Here is a 19,037-nt window from a genome sequence, read left to right as displayed (position 1 = left end):
ACAACACACTGTGGGACCCGAGTCGGGATGCTCGGGTCCCACAGTGTTTTTGGCGAACTGCTGCTACTGCGTGAGTGCCGGGTAGAGCGCAGGTGTGGTGCGGGCGTGCGTCGCCTGCTCGAAGGAGTACGTCAGACCCAGCAGCGTGCCCTCGTCGAAGTCGCGCCCGAGGAACTCGAGGTTGACGCCAGCGCCGGTGATGGTGGCATCCGACTCGATCGCCTGACCCATCGGCACGGTGACTGACGGCATGCCCGTGTTCGGGCTCAAACGCAGGTTGGTGCTCTGCGTGCCATACGGCGTACCACTCGGGTAGATGAGCGAGTCGAGGTCATTGTCGTCGAGCATCGCTGTCACGAGATCTTTACCCTTGGCGAGCTGGATCGTATGGGTGCCTTCGGCGCCCGCCCAACTCTGGTACTTATCTTCAGTTACAGCCTCGCGGGTCTGGTACGTGCTCTTGCGGGAAATTACGTAGTTGCCGGTTTCGAGGATGTCGGTAATCGATCGTGCGGTGACGTTTTCAGCGAGGTGGTTCTCGATGTACGACGCGAGGTCGTGCTTGAACTCGTTGGTGCTACCGCTGCCTTCGCTAAGCACCGCGCTGAAGCCGGTCGGCGCCGCGATCTCGACGACAGTGGCTCCCTGCGCTTCGAGGGTTGCCTTTGCCTCAGCGAACAAGCGTGCCGTGGTTTTATTGCTTCCGACCATCGACGCGACGTAGCCGATGCGCGCACCGTCGAGAGCGTCCGAATCGAGGTACTCGGTGTACGACTCCGGAACGAGCCCTTCCTGTGCACTCGTGGCCGGGTCTGCTTCGTCGACTCCGACAACAGCGTCAAGGGCGACTGCCGCGTCGAGGACGCTGCGAGCCATCGGTCCGCCGGTGTCTTGAGAGAGCGCGAGCGGAATGATGCCGTCGCGGCTCGTCAGACCGACGGTGGGACGGATGCCGACGAGCTGGTTGTAGCTGGAAGGTACGCGAATCGAGCCACCCGTGTCGGTACCGAAGCCGATGCCCGCGAGGTTCGCCGAGATTGCAGCGCCCGTGCCGCCCGAAGAACCACCGGCTGACTGCGCCGTGTTGTAGGGGCTGGCAACCTTGAGCGTCGAACCGGGATCCTGGAACGAAGAGAACTCCGAAACGAACCCGTACGCGAACTCGTCGAGGCTCGCTTTGGCGAGGATCACGGCGCCGTCGGCGCGCAGGCCTTCGACCATGGCGGCATCCGAGTCGGTCTGGTTCTCATTCCAGCAACCACAGCCACCGGTGGTGACCATGTCGACGGTGTCGTAGTTGTCTTTCACAGCGATCGGCACGCCGAGCAGCATGCTCGTCATGCCCTCTGATGCGCGTTCGGCGTCGGCGTCGGCAGCTGCTGCCAGGGCGACGTCGCTCACCGTGATGATCGAGTTGAGCGGACGCTCGCCTTCGGCAACCGCCGTGCGGTCGTAGGCTTCGATGCGGTCGATATAGCTCTGTGTGATTTCGACCGACGTCGTCACGCCCGCGTTCATCGCAGCCTGCATGTCGATGACGGATGCTTCGATCAGCTCGAAGGGGCCATCGTCGTAGATCATGCGCTGCGAGAGTGCTGCGATGTCGGCAACCGTGATGACGCCGTCGGTGTCGGTGTCGATGACCGCGATGCTGTCCCACCCGGCATCCGTCGAGGTCGTGCCGAGCGCACTCGCGGCGACACTCAAATCGTCAACCGTGACCTGCTCGTCGCCGGTGAGATCGAGTTCGGTGTAGTAGGGCGTGAGGATGGGCGCCGTCGTTTCGGGCTCTGCTGCGACCGCTGGCAGAGCGACGAAGCTTGCCGCCACCGTGCCGACGACCGCCAGGCCGGCGAGGACTCGCCGAGAAGGGGATGTCAACGAAATTCTCCTATTCGAAGGAAGAGCGATCGAGCGGGGGGTGAGGTGCATGTCGTTCATTCGGTCACCGCCCGGCGACGAATGAAGAGAACGACGCCGAGAGCGATGAGCGCGACCGCGACAGCGCCGAGGATGATCCACGGGGTCGCACTTGCGCCCGTTGTGGCTAGCGGGTCGGTGTCGGATGCTGCGGCGGGAGTGGCGCTCGCCACCGGCTCGGCTGTGGGGGCTGATGTCGCGGAAACAGATGCCGAGGGGCTCGGCGTCGCCGAAGGAGCCGCCGCGATAGCGACGGACGCTGTAGCAACGTCGGTCGTTGTGGCGCTGTCGCTCGTGGAGCTGACGAACGTTGCCGAGCTCAGTGAGAGATCCGTCGTGGCTGCACTCAGGGCGGTGAATTCAAACGACACCAGCGTCAGGTCGGTGTCGGTGAGTCCGGGGGATGTGCCGAGCCGCGTGTAGGTGAACGTCACAGATCCGGTGTCTTCGCTGACGGAGGAGAAACCACCGTCGGGGAACGTCGCTGAGACGTACTCGAGGGCCGCCGGATCGTAAGTAAGGGTCAGCGTGGCGGCGTAGAGGTCGTCCACCGTTGCCGCCGCGATTGTTCCGCTCACTGTGTCGCCGACGGTGACCGATGTCGGTGCGGTCACGGTGATCGTGTCGACCACGGGTGTTGCAGCTTGTGCCGCGGGAACCAGGATCAGCGAGCTGCCGATCGCGGCGCTGAGCGCGAGAAGCAGGGCGGCGCCGCGTGCGCGAGCGCGCCGCATCCGTCCTCTGGGCTGTGTTTCGGGCATAGGTGCAGTCCTCTCGGGAGGGGTGGGGGGAAACGCCGCGGGGGCGCCACGATTACCCCGCTTCGGCGCGTGCTGTTTCGCCGTCGCGGGGGCAGGGAGCACACCGTCAGTGCGGCTGGAAATGGGGGGATCGATCGCTGGTGTGCTTGCTGCGAATGTAGCGCTTTGTTCTTCGTGAATTGGGCGGTTCAACGAGATAGAAATCTGCCGAAACAGAGATTTAACGTGAGTCGTGATGGGGTAGGAATCATGGCTCGAACTCTCGCTGCACTCCCCAAGGCCGAACTTCACATTCATGTGGAGGGCACTCTCGAGCCAGACCTCGCATTCGAGATCGCGCAGCGGAACGGTATTTCGTTGCCGTATCGGAGCCCAGACGAACTGCGGGATGCCTACGACTTCGTCGATCTGCAGAGCTTTCTCGACGTGTACTTCGTCGCGGGAGGTGCGCTTCGCACGCCGAGGGACTTCCATGACCTCGCATGGGCCTACCTTGAGCGGGCCCACCGGGATGCTGTCGCCCACGTTGAGCTCTTCTTCGACCCCCAGGCACACCTCGCTCGTGGCATTGCGCTCGATGAGATCGTGGGCGGGCTTTCGGCCGCGCTCGCCGAAGCGCGGGAGACATGGGACATGAGCGGGAGCCTCATCGCCTGCTTTCTGAGAGACCGCCCCGCGGCCGATGCGATGGCAGTTCTGGAAGAAATCATCGAGCTTGACTCACCCGATATCGTGGGCGTCGGGCTTGACTCAACAGAGGTCGGCTACCCGCCTGCGCTCTTTCGCGACGTCTTCGCTCGAGCCTTCGAGGCTGGCCTTCATCGTGTTTCGCACGCGGGTGAAGAAGCGCCCCACACCTACATCGTCGAAGCGCTCGATGCCCTGCGAATCGAAAGAGTCGACCACGGCGTGCGCGCAATCGACTCCCCTGAACTCATCGAGCGGCTCGCGCGCGACGGAGTTGCGCTCACGATGTGCCCGCTGTCGAACAAGCGCCTCCATGTGACCCCGGATCTCAGGGATCATCCGATTCGCGCCCTGGTCGACCAGGGGGTGAAGGTGACGATCAATTCCGACGATCCTTCGTACTTCGGCGGTTACATCGCCGACAACTATGCGGCCGTGCGCGAAGTGTTGGGGCTCACCGACGACGAAGCGGCGCAGTTCGCGCGCACCTCGATCGATGTGTCTTTCGCCCCGCCCGTGCGAAAAGCGCAGCTGCACGCCCTCGTGGACGGCTGGCTCGCAGACGAAGGCTAGATGCGCACCGGCACTTCGAGAGTAACCGTCGTTCCGGCGCCCTTTCGCCCGCTCACCCGGATTCGTCCGCCATGGGCCGAGATGATCGCGCGCGCCGCGGAAAGGCCCAGCCCTAAGCCTTGGATCGCGTTCTTGTGCGCGTGCTCAGTGCGGTAGAAGCGCTCGAAGACGCGCTCTCGTTCCGCCATTCGGATGCCGGGACCTCGGTCGTGTACAGATATTTCAACGCCGCCGGGCACCCTTCGGCACTCGACCTCGATGATGCCGTCCTCGGGGGAGAACTTGATCGCATTGTCGATCACATGTCCGATCGCCTGTGTGAGCTGCACCTCGTCGACGGCGCCTACAGCCGGTTCGGGCACGTGAAGCGCGATATCGATGCCGCGACCCGCCGCTTTCGGTGCGTGCCCCGCAGCAGCTTTTGCCGTGACGTCGGCGATGTCGGCGGGCGCGACAGTGAGCGTCGGCTCAACATCGGACGCATGGAGGAGCTCGGTGACGCGGTCGACGAGGCGCTCCACACTCTCTTGCACAATCCCGAGACGTTCCTTGGCCTGCGGCGACAGCGATTCTTCGCTTTCTTCTGCCAGCAGATCGAGATGTCCGACGAGTGGCGTCAGAGGACCACGCAGTTCATGCGAGGCAATACGGAGGAAGTCATCGCGCATTTGACGAGAGCGCACGATGTCGCTGACGTCGTGCGCCACCACGAGAACGCCCAGTAGCGACCCGTCCGGCCGGCGAACGCGTCGTGAAAATGCGAGATACGCAGACTGCTCCTCGTCGAGACCAACCCATGTGACGTGGGGTGCCATCTCTTGACCGTCCCAGGCGGCCAGCAGCACATGCTCGGTCTCGTCGAGCGGTTCGCGTCCCCGTTCATCGAGCACGACAGCATCCGGATGGAATCGCGGATCGTTGAGATCGACGAGTTGGCGTTCAGCGAATACCTGTGCATTGGTGTTGGCGAAAACGAGGCTTTGACCGCTGTCGTAGAAGACAACAGCCGAATCAATCACACTCAGAATCGTGCTGTGGATTGTGCTGTCGTCGCGTTGCAGTCGATGGGCGAGGTTACGCTCTCGGGTGAGGCGCAGATTGTCGGCTCTTTGGCGATCGCGGGTTGCTGCTCCCATTCGCGTGGCGAGAACGACGAGCACGATTGCTCCCACGGGCAAAAGCGAGTCCAGAAGCTGCGTGAGGGTGGGTGGCCACGCATCTGTCAGAGCGAGCGGTATCGCCCAGATAGCGAGGGTCGTGGCGGTTGCCATTATCGCGCTGTAACTGTAGTTGGCGGCCATCAGCACAACGGGCAGCGTGATGAACACCGTCGTTGACGGAAGCTGGGTGACCGTGACAGTACGAAGAACGACGATCGCGGCGGCATCGGCGGCGAGGATGGCGATCGCCCACGTGGAACTGCACCGCTCTTGCTGTGCGGCTATCGACACGATGCCCGCGGAAAAAAACACGGCGGTCACGGCGATAATCACCGCGATGGTTGCGGGGTCGGTACCGAGAGTGCACATCGCCACCGTGACCGCGAGGCCCCCAGTTCCGATGATGAACTGCGTGGCAGAGAGAGCGGGTCCAGGAAGGCGGGAATACAAAGCGTTGACGCCAGAGTCGACGGCGGTGACATCCGTCGCAGTTCTCACCCGCCGATGTTATCGTTCGCCCGCCGCGGAGGGAAAACGAAGGACGGCGGTGACGCCGGCCCCGGCGGAAGATTCGACGGTGACCGTCCCGCGGTTTCGGTGAGCTAGTTCTGCTGTGATGGAGAGACCGAGACCCGTGCCCGGCGTGCTGCTTCTTTCTGCATCGGGGGCGCGATAGAAACGCTCGAAAATATGGGCCATGGCATCCTCGGGAATACCGGGACCGGTGTCAACTATGGTGATCGTTGTCTCGCCGTCCGCTGTCGACGTCGTCACCCTCACCGTTCCGTTGGCGGGGGTGAATTTCACAGCGTTGGATACAAGATTCGCAACGGCGCGACTCACATCGTGGGCGACCGCGTAGACAGTGGACTCTTCGTCAGCGTCGAATGTTTCGACGCTGAGGGTGACGTTTTTAATGTTCGCGAGCGGGCAGTGCATCGAAACGACATCCTCGACGATTTCGCGCGCTCTCAGCACCTCGGCAGGTGAATGTAAATCGGGAGCGGCCGACGCGCGGCCCAGCGTCAACAGGCTCTCGACGAGAGCCGTCAGTCGATCGGCATTGCGAGAGATGGCTTCCAGCCAGTCGCTTTCTGGCGCTTGCAGAGCTGGCGACTCCTTCAGCAGTTCGGTGTAACCCGCAATACTCATAATGGGTGTGCGTAGCTCGTGGCTTGTTGTCGCGATGAAATCGTCACGCTGCCGCTCGAGTTCGAGGCGCGTCGCCAGAGCTCGGGCGTGCTCGCCTTCCGCCTCGAGTCGCTTCTCTCCAACGAGCACCGAAGACGTCACGTCGACGATTTGCACGGCGATGCGTTTTTCGTCGCTTTCGACGTGGTTTGCGACAACATTCACCGTCGAACCCGAATCGATGACGCAGTGCGAGACAGCCCCATCGAGTTTGAGGGCAGCTCGCGCTTCTGTCGCGAGCTGCCCCTGCCACTGGCCCTCCAACGACACTTCCGCGGCGATGAATTCACGAGCTGTGCGGTTGGCCCACCGAATCCTCCAGGAGGTGTCGTCATCGTCCACCAGAATGAGACCGACCTGTGAATCAACGAACCCGCTCGAGAGGATCTGTGCCGACTCCGCAGCGGCACGAGACGAAAGATTCACTTCGTTTCGCGCCGTGACGAGGAGCGCCGTCGCCATCGCGAGAGCCAGGAGAAAAATCGAGACGATCGTGACCTGCGTGTCGAGAGTCAGCGGAGTTGCGGCATAGGGTCCCAAGCCAGCCAGTGTGAAAATGAGCACTGCAGCGCCGGTGGCGATTGATTGGGCGAGCGCAATGTTCACGGGAAAACGGAAAGCAGCCCACCCGAGCAGCGTCAGCGGAATGAAGGCGAGTGGCACCTCGCCCGAAGTGCCGAAGATCGTGATGATCGCGACCGCAAGAAGCACGGTCTGCAGCGCGATCTCCGCCGTTCGCGGCGTCTCTTTGAGTCGCGGAGGAAGAACCGCAAAGGGAGCTATGAGCACGATTGCGCTCGCGTGAAAGGCGGCCGTGTGCACAGCGAGGGGAAGAAACTCATCTCCACTGCGAGTGGAGATGAGGATGGCGAGAGCTACCCCCGTCACAGCGCTCGCCGTGATCGCGGCGAGAATGAGGCGGGTCGCGTCCGACACCGTTTGCAGGACGAAGGTCCGCTGTCGCCCCTCGAGGAGTAGGACGAATAGCACCACCTCGATTGCATCGGTGAGGCCAACCGCCAGCGAAAGATCTGCTCGGCCAACGCCCACGAATGTGCCGGCTGTCATGGCGATTGCGACAACGATGGCGGCGCCCACCAGCTGGCGCCGTGCAGTTGCCAGCACAAACCAGGCTGAAGCGCCTGCCGCTGGCCACCACGCGGCGACATCCGTGTCATCAAAGCGGAAGACGGCACCGAACATAGCAAGTAGGAAGATGATCACAGCGGACAGCACCCAAACTACCGATGCTCGAAACTGGGTACGGCTCGTCTGCGCAAGGCGGGCGCCAGCAGAGTTCATAATGTGAACTTAAGCGCTTTTGCGCAAAGATGAAGCGTACGCGGTGCAGTAATTCAGCTTTTAGGGAGCAAGATGGCGGCGATCCTTGTCGTTGAAGACGACGTCGATGTTGCTCATTTGCTGCGGTTACGGCTGGAGAAATCCGGCCACGGAGTGGTGACGGCTGCCGATGGAGTGCTGGGAATCGCCGCGGCGTACGCACACACTCCCGATCTGATCGTGCTCGATTGGATGATGCCGAACAAGAACGGGATCGACGTGTGCCGTGAACTTCGGGCTCACGATGAGTTCGTTCGCACGAAGATTCTGATGCTGAGCGCCCGCGCCGCAGCGACAGACCGGGAACAGGCGTTCGCTGCCGGTGCCGACGATTACGTGACGAAGCCGTTTTCACCGCGAGCGCTTGTCGGCCGCGTCGAATCTCTTATCGCGTAGCGCGTGAGAACGCGGATGCCTCGGCCACCTGCTCGGCCGTGAGCGATACGCCCGTGTAGCGCTCGAACTGGCGCGCGGCCTGGAGGGCGATCACGTCGGCGCCCGTGATGATGGGCAGACCGCGCTGCCTTTTTCTATGTTCCGTGCGATGACGGTGACGTCATCGAAACCGGCACCGCGGAAAGCTGCGACGACAGCTTTTGCCATCCCACCGGAGCCGCGCACGAGTACGGGCAAGGACGGGTCGACCGAGTGGGCCGCCAGGAGGCTCGCTACCGCCTCGTAGTCGGTGTTGGACGCCGTCAGAACTCCGTTGTCATTCACGATCGTGTTTACCGACTCGATCGCGGCGGCGGACTGTTCGATCTCATCGACGAGCTCGATCACGGCTTCTTTGAATGGCATCGAGACGGAGCATCCGCGATTCCCAAGGCCTCGCACGCCCGCGATAGCCGCTGCGATGTCGTGGGTTGTGAAGGCTTTGTAAACGAAGTTGAGGCCGAGTGCCTCGTACAGGTAGTTGTGAAAGCGGGTGCCGATGTTGGAAGGTCGCCCCGACAGGGAGATGCACAACGACATGTCTTCGTTGAGAATCGGCATGGTGCTATTCTCGCGCGCCTATCGTGAAAACTAGCCTCCGACGACGTGAAGCGCGTAGCCAGTGAAGAAGCCGCATACGGCGATGAGACCGGTGAAAGCTTTGGTCTCGGCGAAAGCTTCCGGGAGCATCGTGTCGGCGATCATCGCGAGAATTGCCCCAGCGGCGATGGCAGTGACAAAGCTCGTGGTGCTTTCCGAGGCGCCGCCGAGCAGGGCGAAGCCGCCGACTGCTGAAAGCATGCAGATCACCGCGATCGATCCCCAAATACCGAAGACGTACTTCGCGCTTCGCCCGTTTTGCTTCATATCCGAGGTGCTCGAGAGTCCCTCGGGAAAGTTGGAGATGATGACAGCGGCAACGACAGCGAGCGACAGAGATCCGGTAGCAGCGAGGCCAAGGCCCTGCACTGCGGTCTCGGGTACGCCGTCGAGAAGCGAGCCCAGCGCGATGCCAAGCCCGGTACCCGAGGAAGCTGTTTTGCTGCGCGCGCGTTTTTTTCGAGAACCGATCTTCTCTAGGAGAAGATCGAGCCCGACATAAACGATCGCGCCCGTGAAGAACCCGGTCATGGCCGAGGTGAAGGAGCCCGTCTGCGTGGCTTCTTCGACGAGGTCGAATGCCAGGGCCGAGATGAGAACGCCCGCCCCGAACGCCATGATCGTTGCAACGAGCCAACGCGGTACGTTGACGAACCAGGCGACTGCGGCTCCGATGACGAGAGTCAGTCCAGATGCGAGCCCGGCAATTGCGGCGAGAAAGACGGGTGCCATGCTGCCCACGATATCGAGGTATGGGGCGCGTAACGGGCTGGTTACATCGGCGACACTGTCGAGAAACGAGACGAGGGGCATACTGGAGGGGCAGCGTGAGCCGCTGCATCCCCATCCGAGACACAAAACCTCGGGGGCATCCTCAGCCCGGCGACCATCGCGGCGTAGGCGCCTCTTGTGAAGTCTCGTATTTCTGCAGTGTGCTTTTGTCTCGACCGCTGGGTTCCAGTGCCGTCTTCTGACGGCGAACCACGGAAGGGGCACGCCCACAATGAGCGCCACAACAACAGTTTTTCCGCCGGAAGTTCAGACGCCGCCGCTGCGTTCGCTCACCCCGGTGAGCGACGAGCCCGCACACGTGCGAGGAGCATTCGGCCGATTTCCGTCGGGAGTTGCCGCACTGTGCGCGACGATCAATGGCCAAAAGGTCGGGATGGTCGCCACCTCTTTCTCGGTAGGGGTGTCTTATAGCCCAGCCATGGTCATGTTTTCGGTGCAGAACTCTTCGGCAACCTGGCCAGTGCTCGCGACGGCCGATCGGATTGGCGTGAGCGTGCTCGGCGGCACACATGCCGATGCGTGCATGCAATTGGCATCTCGTCGGGGTGACCGCTTCGCGGGGCTCGATGTGACAGCGACGGATGCTGGCGCTCTCTTCATCGGCGGTTCGACGATGTGGCTCGAATGCGAGGTCGTCTCAACGACTCCCGCCGGCGACCATCAGATCGTCGTCATGCAGGTGCACGCAATGAGCGTTGATCACGAAACGCATCCGCTCGTCTATCAGCAGCAGCGGTTCCATCACTTGGCAACACTCGCAGCTGTCTAACTTTTTTTGATCGATGGGTCAATAAACGTCCTTCCGTCGACAAGAGACAATATGCTCGAATCGGCACAGGGTTGTGCCGTGTTCACAGGTGCCGGGGGAGAGTCGTCTCATGCCAATGTTCGAGCTTGAGTTGACCCCGACGGGGCGGCGCCGAGTGTTTCTTCGTGGCCAGTTTCCGTTCTTCGTGGGGGCGCTGTTCGTCGGCGTCGTGGTCGCGCTTGTCTACCCGCAGGCATATGAAACGTGGCCGGTCATCACCGCCTACGTGCTGGTGTTCGCTACAACACTCGCGGCGTTTTTCATTCCGTGGGAGCGGTTTAAACCGATGTGGATGCTGCCGCTACCGATCATCGACATGATCGCTGTCGGCTTTCTTCGTGCAGAGCTGTACACAGTCTTGGCAGCAGCGGCGATGCTGGCGATCTTTCCCATTCTTTGGCTCGCGTACGGCTTTTTCAAGTACGCCGTATGGACAGCCGCGCTCGGCGCGGCGTTCATCACATCGTTCACTTTTTTCTACAACCAAGCGTGGCCCGCGACGGCACTCGCTTGGGCCAATGTCATTACGCTGCCCATCATCATCATCGTCGTCGCCAGGGTCGTGCAGGTGGCTGCCCGCCAGCTCAGCCGTCGTGGTGAACAGCTCTACCGCGCGAACGAGAAGCAGGCGGCGGCCCTGCGTGAAGCGTTGGACAACCAGATTTTGGCGCGCAGCATCCTGAACACCGTGAACGCGGGCGTCGCGTTCTACGACTCCCGGGGTCGTCTGGCGCTGGCGAATAACCTGGCGTCGCAGATGACGGAAGCTGTGGGGTTTCGGATCGACACCCCACCGTATGCCGGAGAGCAAGTGCGGGCAGCTGATCGCGTTACGCCGATCCCGTTCGATGAGCAGATCATTCCGCGCGCACTGCGCGGTGAAGAGATGGCCGAGCACATGGAGTGGTTGGGGCCGCCCGATCAACAGGCAGCGATCATCGCATCGACTCGACGAGTGCTGCGTGAAGATGGCGAATTGCTCGGCACCGTGATCGTCGCGTACGACGTGACCGAGCTTGCGACTGCCATCGACGTACGCGAGCAGTTTCTCAAGACTGTTTCGCACGAGCTGCGTACCCCGATGACGAGCATCATGGGTTTTCTCGACCTCATCGATGACGCTGTGGACCCGCGTGAAAAAAAGGTCCACGAGTATCTGGCCGTCGTGAGTCGCAAATCGCAAGACCTGATGGATCGCATCGGCGAGCTGTTGGCCGCGGCTGACAGAGAAGACCCGCTGCAGATTTTGACAACCGACGTGGATCGCGTGATTGAGCTTGCTGTCGAATCAGTGCGAGAGCGCGCGGCAGCACGAGGCATCACGCTTGAGCGGGTGGGGAACCGCGACCTCGACGCTCGGATCGATGGACGCAGAATTCGCCAGGTTGTCAGCGAGCTGCTGGTCAATGCGATCAAGTTCGGTCGCGAGCATTCCGCGATAACGGTCGCACAGGAACTTCGCGGCGACCGAGTCAGAATTTCTGTGACCAATCTGGGCCCCGGCCTCGGGCGCGGAGAGCAGGGGCTCATATTCGATCGCTTCTACCGCACAGACGACGCACGTCGACGCGCAATCCAAGGATTCGGTATCGGCCTGACCTTCGTGAAGAATGCGGTCGCGGCCCACGACGGTCGAGTACTGATCAACAGCGATGTCGACCGTGGTGACGAGGGTTTAACGACCTTCGCTATCGACCTTCCGGCCTGAACTCGGCTTTCGCGCAGGCTTGGGGTACGCGGCGCGAAGATAGTCGCTCTGAAGGTAGTCAGAGATTCCGATCAGCAAGATCGCGAAGATGATCTGTTCGGTCGTGACCCACAGGGGGTAAAGACCGGGGATAGCAGCTAACACGAGAGCGATGATCGGGAAAATGCGGCTGAACAGCTGGAGGCGACGGATCGCCCAGTACCAGCCGAGGCGCGCACGCCACAAAAAGTAGAAGAGCGTCGTCGTGATGCCGAGAACGACGAGACATCGCATCCAGACGGCGAATCCCACATCGTCGCCGTTGACCGTCAAGACGACCGAGGCGATGACAGTTCCGATGCCGAGAAGAAAGCAGGCGATGAGCATCCATGTGATGACTCGGAAAGCACGCGCGACGCGCGGATCGTCCGATGGCGCGACGCGGTGATCAGCCATGCTGCCGCCAGCGATCTTGTCGAGTTTTCGGAGCAGAGATTCGGCGGTCACGCACACACCTTAGCTCGCGTAGCGTTATCGCGTGGCAAAACTCAAACGCCCTCTGCCTCCTCGCGTGAGTGCACCCGATCTGCCCGATGAGCTCGGCATCGGGGTGCTAGCCGCGCGATCGAAATGACAGCACGTACCGGGCGTTGGCGGAATGTGCGCATCGTGGGAGGTCGGGTCGGCACCCTTGACCTTTCGGACAGCGACATCGACAGCGTCGAACTGCGCGGGATCCGCATCGACTATTTGACGATCGCCGGGTCGACAGCATCCGATCTTCTGATCGTCGATTGCATCATCGGGACACTCGACATGCCGCAAGCGCGTGTTAAGCGCGCCGCATTCGAGGGCTGCCGCGCCGATGATGTGGATAACCGGCTCTGGCGCATCGAGAGCGTCGACCTGCGCGGTTTGGATGCCTCAAGCTACCTTGATCCGACTGCTCTGCGCGGAGCAACGATGAGTTCGCGTCAGGTCGACGTTCTCGCCGTCGACTTCGCCCGTGCGTTGGGCGTCGACGTACAGAGCTGAAGGTTAGAGATCAACCTTTTCGTTAGTGCCCGCGGGCCGGTTTCCAGAAAGAAGCTTGGCCGCACGAACGATCGAGCTGCCGTCGCTCGTCCAGTACTCGGCGCCTTCAGCATCGAACTTCAGGAGGGTGATGTTCGGGTCTTCTGGGCCTTCGGGGAACCAGGCTTCCGTAGAAGAGCTCCACAGCTCCTTCAACTTCGTTTCGTCGTCAACGAGAGTTGCCGAGCCGGTGAGCGACACCCAGGTGTCTTTGGAGCTCATCGATACGCCAACGTGCGAGTTGATGTGAAGGTGGGATGCGACGGGTGAGTCTTTTGCAACGATGAACCACAGGTCGCCGTCGAATTCGCTCTCTTGCACAGTGAGTGGGTGGGCAACCAGCGCGCCGTCGGCCTGGATGCTCGTGAGCATGGCGAAGCGGAATCCGTCGATGAGCTTTGCGAGAGTCTTCTGATCGTCTGACATCGTGATCTCCTCTGTCGTGGTGCTGGCGTCAAGTGCCAGGAGAACCAAGCTTTTCAGGCAGCACCGCGCACGCCGGGAGGGTTGCGTGTGAGGCGATCATGTGTCACGTGGCCTGCAGGAGATGTGCGAAGCTGGCGTTTCGTTCGTATGAGAGGAACCCCTGTGATCGTTGCCGTGTGGATCATCAATGCGCTGCTCGCACTCGCTTTTCTTGGCGCCGGCGGTGTCAAAGTTCTGCGGTCGAAGCCTGCACTACAGAGCATCGGTATGACCTGGGTCAACGGGTTTCCCGCGGGGGCCGTGAAACTCATCGGAGCCGCGGAGGTGATTGGTGCACTGGGGTTGATTCTGCCGTTGTTGACGAACATCGCACCCGTTCTGACGCCGATTGCGGCGGCCGCCCTCGCCGTACTCATGGTGGGAGGGATCATCGTGCACATGCGTCTCGACGAGCCGTTTGTTCCCACGATCGTGCTCGCGATACTCAGCATTATCAGCGCCGTGCTCGGCTTTATGGTGATCGCGAGCTAGCGCTCCCACCGCGCGGCGTCGGTGCCCCAGGCGCGGCCCACTGTTGGGTATCGATCCGGGAGCTCTGGGTGGGTGAAAACGGATGCCGCGCACACCATGTCCCCGGATCTCGTCTGCGCGGGTACCGTCTGATCGTTCAGCGACACAGCACTCTCGGAGCCGCCCGTGTGTGCCACGACGCCGGCGCCGATGAGTTCTTGTGCGATGCGTGCGAGGCTTACGGTGACGCTGGTTCCGGCTCTCGAAGCGACGCGTCGTCGGAGCGCCGACAGCACCCCTGCGGCAAGAAGGTAACCCGCTGTGTGGTCGAGCGCTTGAGCGGGTAGAGCGCCGGGACGGATGCCATCGGGCGAGCTGATCGCGGCGATTCCCGAGACAGCCTGCACGATGCTGTCGAAACCGCGTCGGTGTGCCCAGGGGCCGGTGGTTCCCCAGGCGCTGACGTACCCGCGGATGAGTCCTGGATGCCTCACTGAAAGCTCATCGTCATCGAGTCCGAAACGCGATAGGGCCCCCGGCCGGTAGCCGGTGATGAGCACATCGGCACGGGCGAGGAGTTCGTGAAAGGTGCCGAGATCGCTGCTCGTAGCACGATCGAAGTCGAGGAGAGCCGAGCGTTTTCCCTGCCCGGTATCGAGGTGTTGCCAGGAAATTTCGGGTCGGCGCGGATTATCGATACGGAGGACATCGGCGCCGAGGAGCGCGAGGGTGCGTGTAGCAACGGGCCCCGCGATGACGCGCGTGAGGTCGATCACCCTGATGCCCCGAAGCGGTGCCGGAAGCTCAGCCGTGGCCGGTCGCGCGTCGCCAGCCATGGTGTCGATTTTCACCTCGATGAGCGCAGTCGCAGCGACGGCTCTTGCCTGCTGCTCGTCTGCCCAGGATTCGGCGTTGCGATACGCGCCGACGATCGCACCGGTTTCTGCGGCTCGGGTTTCGAGGTCGACCGAATTCCATGTAGCCACCGCTCGAGCGATGTCACCGGGTGTCGCGTCGCCGTCGAGATTCAGCATGCGGCAGAGAGCCTCGGCATGGTGGGGATAGTTCGAGTGGGTTCGTACCCATCCATCGGCCGTCTCGAAGAAGCCGGAAAGCGACGCCCACGCGGCAGGTGGCTCACCCCGCAACCGAAACAGCTGGTCGCTTCGGTAGCAGGCGGCGATGCGGCGGGGTGACAGCACGGCGTCTGAGCTCTTGCTCTCGCCGAGAGCGAGCGCCATCAGAGTCGCGGTCGCGACGGCGTCGTGAGCGAGCGCGCCGATCGCGAGAGGCGATGTCAGCGGCACAGCTTCGCGCTGGTCGCTGACACGCGATGCGAGCGCTGCATCTTCGCCGAGCGCACTCAAGATTGCGGGGAGAAATGCATCGGATGCCACAGCTAGAAGCCACCCATTCGCATCCACGAATTTTGTCTAGCTGCGAGCAGGACGAGCATGGCGCCGAGTCTACGACTGTATGAACCGGCAAGTATGGTTCTTAGCGGCGTCCCCGAGGCATCGGCCGTGCTGGCGCATCGGGTTCCGATGCGCCCTGCGTGATCCACTCCTGAAGTCGCCACGCTGGTACTCGAAAGAGCGAGGCAACGGTGCCGATCGGGTACCCGGCCTCGAGTACCGCAGCAATTGCGAATTGCTGCATGTTCGCGAACTCGCGGCCTCCGAGTTCACGATTGCGTAGCTCGGCGAGCGATCGCGGACGTTCGTGCTCTGAGGCTGTTGCTTGGGCGTCCAGAGCAACGGCTGGTCTGGGAGACCGTGTCAGAGCCGCAGTGCCCATCGCGGCCGTATTCACCGCCGCAGTGCCCATCGCGGCCGTATTCACAGCCGCAGTGCTCACGACGCCCGTGACCGTGCGTTTTGGGACGTAGTTTCGTCGCGGCACGGCAACATCGGGCGGCGTGGGTGAGGGCGCCGGTGTGGGTTCTGGCACGGGCTCGGGTTCTGGCGTCGGCTCGGGTTGTTTTCCATGGCGCGCGATTTGATCAGCGCCGTAGCGAATCATTGCGTCCTGTAGTAGCTGGCGGAGCTCGTTGTGTTTTGTGCGGCGGCGCGCGATAAGGGGAAGACCGACGATGGGAATGACGAGAACGAGGCCCCATAGCCACGCCATCGGGTGGGCGTTGAGCCAGGTGATGGCATCGAGCTGAAAGCGCCACTCGGAGGCGTCGTTGCCGGTTTCCGCTGCCTGCGCGGTGTCGAGAACAGCCACTGCGCCCTGGCCGGTACCGGAGAACGTGTTGTCGGAGACATCCGCCCGCGCATCACCGCTGAGCTCGATGGCGTGGCCCAAATCGGCGGTGATGCTGTTATCGCTGAGGGTGGCATGCGCGTCGACGAGCAGGGCACCAACGGCGACGCCGGATATTTCGTTTCCTGAAAGCGTCGCGGCCGTGATGCTGCCGGTGAGGGCGACTCCTTCACTCGATGTAGACACGAAGCGCGAGTTGGTCACCGAGTTGGTTTCTGCTGGGCCGGTGAGTAGGAGCGCCCGGCCTTCGGCGGTGACGACGCTGTCGTCGAGGGTGAGATCGTCGGTGGAATTCGCCTCGATGCCTCCCGAGCCTGCTCCCACGATGGTCGTGCCGGTGACAGTGAACCCCGACGCCCGTTCGGTGCCGTATCCGGCGCTGTTCGGCCCGCTGGCCAGGGCGGAGCCGTCAATGCGCAGGCCCCACTGCGCGGCATCGGTGAGCGTTGCGTCGACAACCGCCACCGTGCTGCTCGATCGTGTGATCGCGATCGCGTCACGGCCAGCCTCGGTGACGGTGATCGAGTCAAGAGTGACGTCTTGCGAGGCCCCTGTGACCGTGATGCCGTTTCGGATCGATGAGTCGACCGTCGCTGAGGTGACTGTCGCATCCGCCACGGTAGAAAGGAATAGGCCGGTGGCGAGGCTCAGATGTTGAGTGTTGGTCAGCGTGGCGTGGGCAAGTCCCGGCTCGGTGGCGGTGACGGCGATACCGCCTGTGCGTCCGCTCCAGTATCCGAGGTGGTCGAAAGTGACGTTCTCGGCTGTGAGCGTGCCGTTTCGGACGCGCACATACGCACGACCGTCTGTCGTGTCATTGTCCGCGGCCTCGGTGGTTTCGTCCCAGCCGATGATCGTCAGCGGGGACTTTTCCGACCCACGAAGAACGAGATCTCCGCCCCACGAAACCAGATTGACGGAGCCCTCGGACGAACTCTGCACGCGGAGGGTTGCGCCGGGCGCCTCGATGGTGAGCGTTGCGCCCGGACGCACCATGATGTCGCGCGTTTCGGTATACACGGATGCTTCGTCTTGCCGAACCGCGCCGAGCGAGATGAGATCGCTGAGCGTATATGGCTCCGCACGCGCCGCAAGCACGGTCGTAGCGAAATCATCGACTGCGCGGGGGTCATCGGGGCTGAGGCGCGAAACAGCGGCGAGTCGGGTGTCATCAGCTTGCACGAGCGCAGCGGCATCGGGCGTAATGACGGATTGCGCATCGGCGGCGCCCGAATCAGCTGACACCGAAGGAATCGGCGACGGGCGGTCGCTCACGACACTCGATGCTGCGGGAGTGGCAGCGACCCAGGGGAGGAGACCGCCGTCACTCAGCGCGCGGCCGGCGATGACGACGCCAGCGACGAGGAGGAACAGCGATCCGAGCACAATGAGCCGTGCGAGTCCCCGGCGTGCGAATCCGGTGTCACCACGCTCCTCTTTTGTGAGAACTCCGCTCGGCAGGACGGGTACGCCGGCCGGCGGGTTCTGCTGCTCGGGTGCGGATTCGTGAGTCATGCGCTTGCGGCATCCGTCGGGGCGAGGCTCGCTTCGGTCTGGCCTTCTCCGCCCTGCTGTGTAGCCGATCTGGTGAGCCACCCCTGCTTATTCATCGTGAAGAGCGAATAGACCTTGATGGGCAGCGCGACGAGGATGATGACGACCGCCACCAGCGGGAGCAGAACGATGTCTTCTGGTCGCCGCCACAGGTGTGAGATCCCGCGGATGCCACGACCCACCAGCAGCCACAGGATTGCGAGTGACAGGCTCAGTATCGGGTGAGCCGATCGCAGCGCCAGAAAGACATAGAGAACAGCGACGAACATGGTGAACGGGGTCAGCATGATCTGCATCATCGTGAGTTGCGAGATGAAAGGTGCTTTGAAGACCCAACCTCGGCCGATCGCGGTGAGGTAGCAGCGGTAGGAGTTGCGGTTCCACCGCACACGCTGCTTAACGAATGCGCGAAAGGTGTCGGGAAACATCGAGAGCGCTCGCGCGCTGTCTTGGTGAGTGACACGGAAACCCTTGGAGAGGACGAGCCAGGTCATGCGACCGTCGTCGCCGGCGACGCACTCGCGCCCAAAGAAGATCTCGTGCTCGAGATCTTCGACCTGTGGCTGGATAACGCTTCGTCGATACGCGGCCGTGCGCCCGGAGGCGCAGATGATTCCGCCGTATCGACCCATTGCAGGCGCGTAGTCGCTGTAGCGCAGGTCGATAATCCAGTCGGCGACCCGCCGCCAGATGCTGGAGCGCGGACGATAGACATTCTGGCGAGTGCTGACGGCTCCGACCGCCGGATCGATGAACGGCATTTGCACGGCCTCGAGCATGCCCTCTTCCCACGCCGTATCGGAGTCGACGAAGATGATGAGTTCGGTATCGACCATGCGGATGCCGACTCCCAACGCCGAACGTTTGCCGTGATGCTTGAACATCACGACTTCGACGGAGGGGTCGCGGAGAGCCTCGATGCGTTCTTGAGCTTCGAGGTCGGCGACATCGAGCACGATGATGATGCGTGTTGGTCTCTGGCGAATCCAGGTAGCGAGACAACGCAGAAGCACATCCGGGTCTTCGTGGTACGAGGGCACGACGACCGTTGTTGTCGTTCGGAAGTCGTTGACGACCGGCCGGGTGATTGTGGAGAGAAACTTGCGGACACCCCAAAAGCTCCACGAGATGATGCCGAGCAGCCCGAAAGGCAGTGCCCACAACACATACTCGATGGGTGTTTCGGGTGTCACCGGTGCCCCCAAAGCGTTGGTGTCAGCTGTAATTTGCGCGCTAGTAAGTTGGGGAGA

16 protein-coding genes and 1 pseudogene are annotated in these 19,037 nt (G+C 62.3%); 6 read left to right on the top strand and 11 right to left on the bottom strand.

Annotated elements, in window-relative coordinates:
- Nucleotides 1–63 precede the first annotated feature (63 nt).
- Nucleotides 64–1,881 carry an amidase family protein gene (locus tag G6N83_RS04385; protein ID WP_241246281.1) on the bottom strand — a complete coding sequence of 606 codons (1,818 nt, stop codon included), beginning with the start codon at nucleotides 1,879–1,881 and terminating at the stop codon, nucleotides 64–66.
- Nucleotides 1,882–1,937: 56 nt separating this feature from the next.
- Nucleotides 1,938–2,681, bottom strand: a complete 744-nt coding sequence (locus G6N83_RS04380) for a cohesin domain-containing protein (protein ID WP_165139687.1) — start codon at nucleotides 2,679–2,681, stop codon at nucleotides 1,938–1,940.
- A gap of 249 nt (nucleotides 2,682–2,930) precedes the next feature.
- Between G6N83_RS04380 and G6N83_RS04375 the strand changes: the two genes are divergently transcribed.
- On the top strand, nucleotides 2,931–3,941 hold the full coding sequence (locus G6N83_RS04375) for an adenosine deaminase (RefSeq protein WP_165139683.1): 1,011 nt from the start codon (nucleotides 2,931–2,933) through the stop codon (nucleotides 3,939–3,941).
- On the opposite strand, the gene G6N83_RS04370 is transcribed toward G6N83_RS04375, so the two are convergent.
- Together G6N83_RS04370 and G6N83_RS04365 are read right to left on the bottom strand one after the other, a co-directional pair.
- The gene (locus G6N83_RS04370) at nucleotides 3,938–5,599 is read right to left on the bottom strand and encodes a sensor histidine kinase (protein ID WP_165139680.1); all 1,662 of its coding nucleotides are present in this window, start codon (nucleotides 5,597–5,599) and stop codon (nucleotides 3,938–3,940) included. The genes G6N83_RS04375 and G6N83_RS04370 overlap by 4 nt on opposite strands.
- 9 nt (nucleotides 5,600–5,608) lie before the next feature.
- Nucleotides 5,609–7,594 carry a sensor histidine kinase gene (locus G6N83_RS04365; protein WP_165139677.1) on the bottom strand — a complete coding sequence of 662 codons (1,986 nt, stop codon included), beginning with the start codon at nucleotides 7,592–7,594 and terminating at the stop codon, nucleotides 5,609–5,611.
- Between the two features lie 72 nt (nucleotides 7,595–7,666).
- On the opposite strand from G6N83_RS04365, the gene G6N83_RS04360 reads away from it, so the two are divergent.
- Complete coding sequence (locus tag G6N83_RS04360) at nucleotides 7,667–8,029, top strand: response regulator transcription factor (protein ID WP_165139674.1); 363 nt, start codon at nucleotides 7,667–7,669, stop codon at nucleotides 8,027–8,029.
- On the opposite strand, the pseudogene G6N83_RS04355 reads toward G6N83_RS04360, so the two are convergent.
- Both G6N83_RS04355 and G6N83_RS04350 read right to left on the bottom strand, forming a co-directional pair.
- Nucleotides 8,019–8,629, bottom strand: a pseudogene (locus tag G6N83_RS04355) (shikimate 5-dehydrogenase). The gene G6N83_RS04360 and the pseudogene G6N83_RS04355 overlap by 11 nt on opposite strands.
- Nucleotides 8,630–8,659: 30 nt before the next feature.
- Nucleotides 8,660–9,400, bottom strand: a complete 741-nt coding sequence (locus tag G6N83_RS04350) for a ZIP family metal transporter (protein ID WP_165139672.1) — start codon at nucleotides 9,398–9,400, stop codon at nucleotides 8,660–8,662.
- A gap of 271 nt (nucleotides 9,401–9,671) precedes the next feature.
- On the opposite strand from G6N83_RS04350, the gene G6N83_RS04345 reads away from it, so the two are divergent.
- Nucleotides 9,672–10,229 (top strand): flavin reductase family protein, encoded by a 558-nt coding sequence (locus tag G6N83_RS04345; RefSeq protein ID WP_165139669.1) that lies wholly within the window; start codon nucleotides 9,672–9,674, stop codon nucleotides 10,227–10,229.
- A gap of 109 nt (nucleotides 10,230–10,338) precedes the next feature.
- Entirely contained in the window at nucleotides 10,339–11,976 is a 1,638-nt protein-coding gene (locus G6N83_RS04340; RefSeq protein WP_165139666.1) for a sensor histidine kinase, read from the top strand.
- On the opposite strand, the gene G6N83_RS04335 is transcribed toward G6N83_RS04340, so the two are convergent.
- Nucleotides 11,944–12,462 carry a hypothetical protein gene (locus G6N83_RS04335; protein WP_165139663.1) on the bottom strand — a complete coding sequence of 173 codons (519 nt, stop codon included), beginning with the start codon at nucleotides 12,460–12,462 and terminating at the stop codon, nucleotides 11,944–11,946. The two genes, G6N83_RS04340 and G6N83_RS04335, sit on opposite strands and share 33 nt — an antisense overlap.
- Nucleotides 12,463–12,585: 123 nt before the next feature.
- Here G6N83_RS04335 and G6N83_RS04330 point away from each other — a divergent pair, with 123 nt between their 5' ends.
- Nucleotides 12,586–12,990, top strand: coding sequence for a hypothetical protein (locus tag G6N83_RS04330; RefSeq protein WP_165139660.1), 405 nt, complete (start codon nucleotides 12,586–12,588; stop codon nucleotides 12,988–12,990).
- Nucleotides 12,991–12,993: 3 nt separating this feature from the next.
- On the opposite strand, the gene G6N83_RS04325 is transcribed toward G6N83_RS04330, so the two are convergent.
- Nucleotides 12,994–13,455 (bottom strand): pyridoxamine 5'-phosphate oxidase family protein, encoded by a 462-nt coding sequence (locus G6N83_RS04325; protein ID WP_208379725.1) that lies wholly within the window; start codon nucleotides 13,453–13,455, stop codon nucleotides 12,994–12,996.
- A gap of 162 nt (nucleotides 13,456–13,617) precedes the next feature.
- On the opposite strand from G6N83_RS04325, the gene G6N83_RS04320 reads away from it, so the two are divergent.
- The gene (locus G6N83_RS04320; RefSeq protein WP_165139657.1) at nucleotides 13,618–13,986 is read left to right on the top strand and encodes a DoxX family protein; all 369 of its coding nucleotides are present in this window, start codon (nucleotides 13,618–13,620) and stop codon (nucleotides 13,984–13,986) included.
- On the opposite strand, the gene G6N83_RS04315 is transcribed toward G6N83_RS04320, so the two are convergent.
- The 3 genes from G6N83_RS04315 to G6N83_RS04305 form a co-directional block, all read right to left on the bottom strand.
- Complete coding sequence (locus tag G6N83_RS04315) at nucleotides 13,983–15,389, bottom strand: CoA transferase (RefSeq protein ID WP_165139654.1); 1,407 nt, start codon at nucleotides 15,387–15,389, stop codon at nucleotides 13,983–13,985. The two genes, G6N83_RS04320 and G6N83_RS04315, sit on opposite strands and share 4 nt — an antisense overlap.
- 73 nt (nucleotides 15,390–15,462) lie before the next feature.
- Nucleotides 15,463–17,748 carry a right-handed parallel beta-helix repeat-containing protein gene (locus G6N83_RS04310; RefSeq protein WP_165139651.1) on the bottom strand — a complete coding sequence of 762 codons (2,286 nt, stop codon included), beginning with the start codon at nucleotides 17,746–17,748 and terminating at the stop codon, nucleotides 15,463–15,465.
- On the bottom strand, nucleotides 17,745–18,980 hold the full coding sequence (locus G6N83_RS04305) for a glycosyltransferase (RefSeq protein ID WP_165139648.1): 1,236 nt from the start codon (nucleotides 18,978–18,980) through the stop codon (nucleotides 17,745–17,747). The genes G6N83_RS04310 and G6N83_RS04305 overlap by 4 nt, the downstream gene beginning before the upstream one ends.
- Nucleotides 18,981–19,037: the final 57 nt, after the last annotated feature.

It is taken from the genome of Microbacterium endophyticum (assembly GCF_011047135.1).
GTDB classification, from domain to species: Bacteria; Actinomycetota; Actinomycetes; order Actinomycetales; family Microbacteriaceae; genus Microbacterium; species Microbacterium endophyticum.
Note: the sequence above shows the minus strand (reverse complement) of the source record. Positions and strands in the feature narration are given on the sequence as shown.

What these genes read in the sequence shown, in the direction of transcription:
- G6N83_RS04380 (WP_165139687.1), bottom strand. Translation starts at nt 2,681, where the DNA reads ATGCCCGAAACACAGCCCAGAGGACGGATGCGGCGCGCTCGCGCACGC.
- G6N83_RS04375 (WP_165139683.1), top strand. Translation starts at nt 2,931, where the DNA reads ATGGCTCGAACTCTCGCTGCACTCCCCAAGGCCGAACTTCACATTCAT.
- G6N83_RS04365 (WP_165139677.1), bottom strand. Translation starts at nt 7,594, where the DNA reads ATGAACTCTGCTGGCGCCCGCCTTGCGCAGACGAGCCGTACCCAGTTT.
- G6N83_RS04360 (WP_165139674.1), top strand. Translation starts at nt 7,667, where the DNA reads ATGGCGGCGATCCTTGTCGTTGAAGACGACGTCGATGTTGCTCATTTG.
- G6N83_RS04350 (WP_165139672.1), bottom strand. Translation starts at nt 9,400, where the DNA reads ATGGCACCCGTCTTTCTCGCCGCAATTGCCGGGCTCGCATCTGGACTG.
- G6N83_RS04345 (WP_165139669.1), top strand. Translation starts at nt 9,672, where the DNA reads ATGAGCGCCACAACAACAGTTTTTCCGCCGGAAGTTCAGACGCCGCCG.
- G6N83_RS04340 (WP_165139666.1), top strand. Translation starts at nt 10,339, where the DNA reads ATGCCAATGTTCGAGCTTGAGTTGACCCCGACGGGGCGGCGCCGAGTG.
- G6N83_RS04330 (WP_165139660.1), top strand. Translation starts at nt 12,586, where the DNA reads ATGACAGCACGTACCGGGCGTTGGCGGAATGTGCGCATCGTGGGAGGT.
- G6N83_RS04325 (WP_208379725.1), bottom strand. Translation starts at nt 13,455, where the DNA reads ATGTCAGACGATCAGAAGACTCTCGCAAAGCTCATCGACGGATTCCGC.
- G6N83_RS04310 (WP_165139651.1), bottom strand. Translation starts at nt 17,748, where the DNA reads ATGACTCACGAATCCGCACCCGAGCAGCAGAACCCGCCGGCCGGCGTA.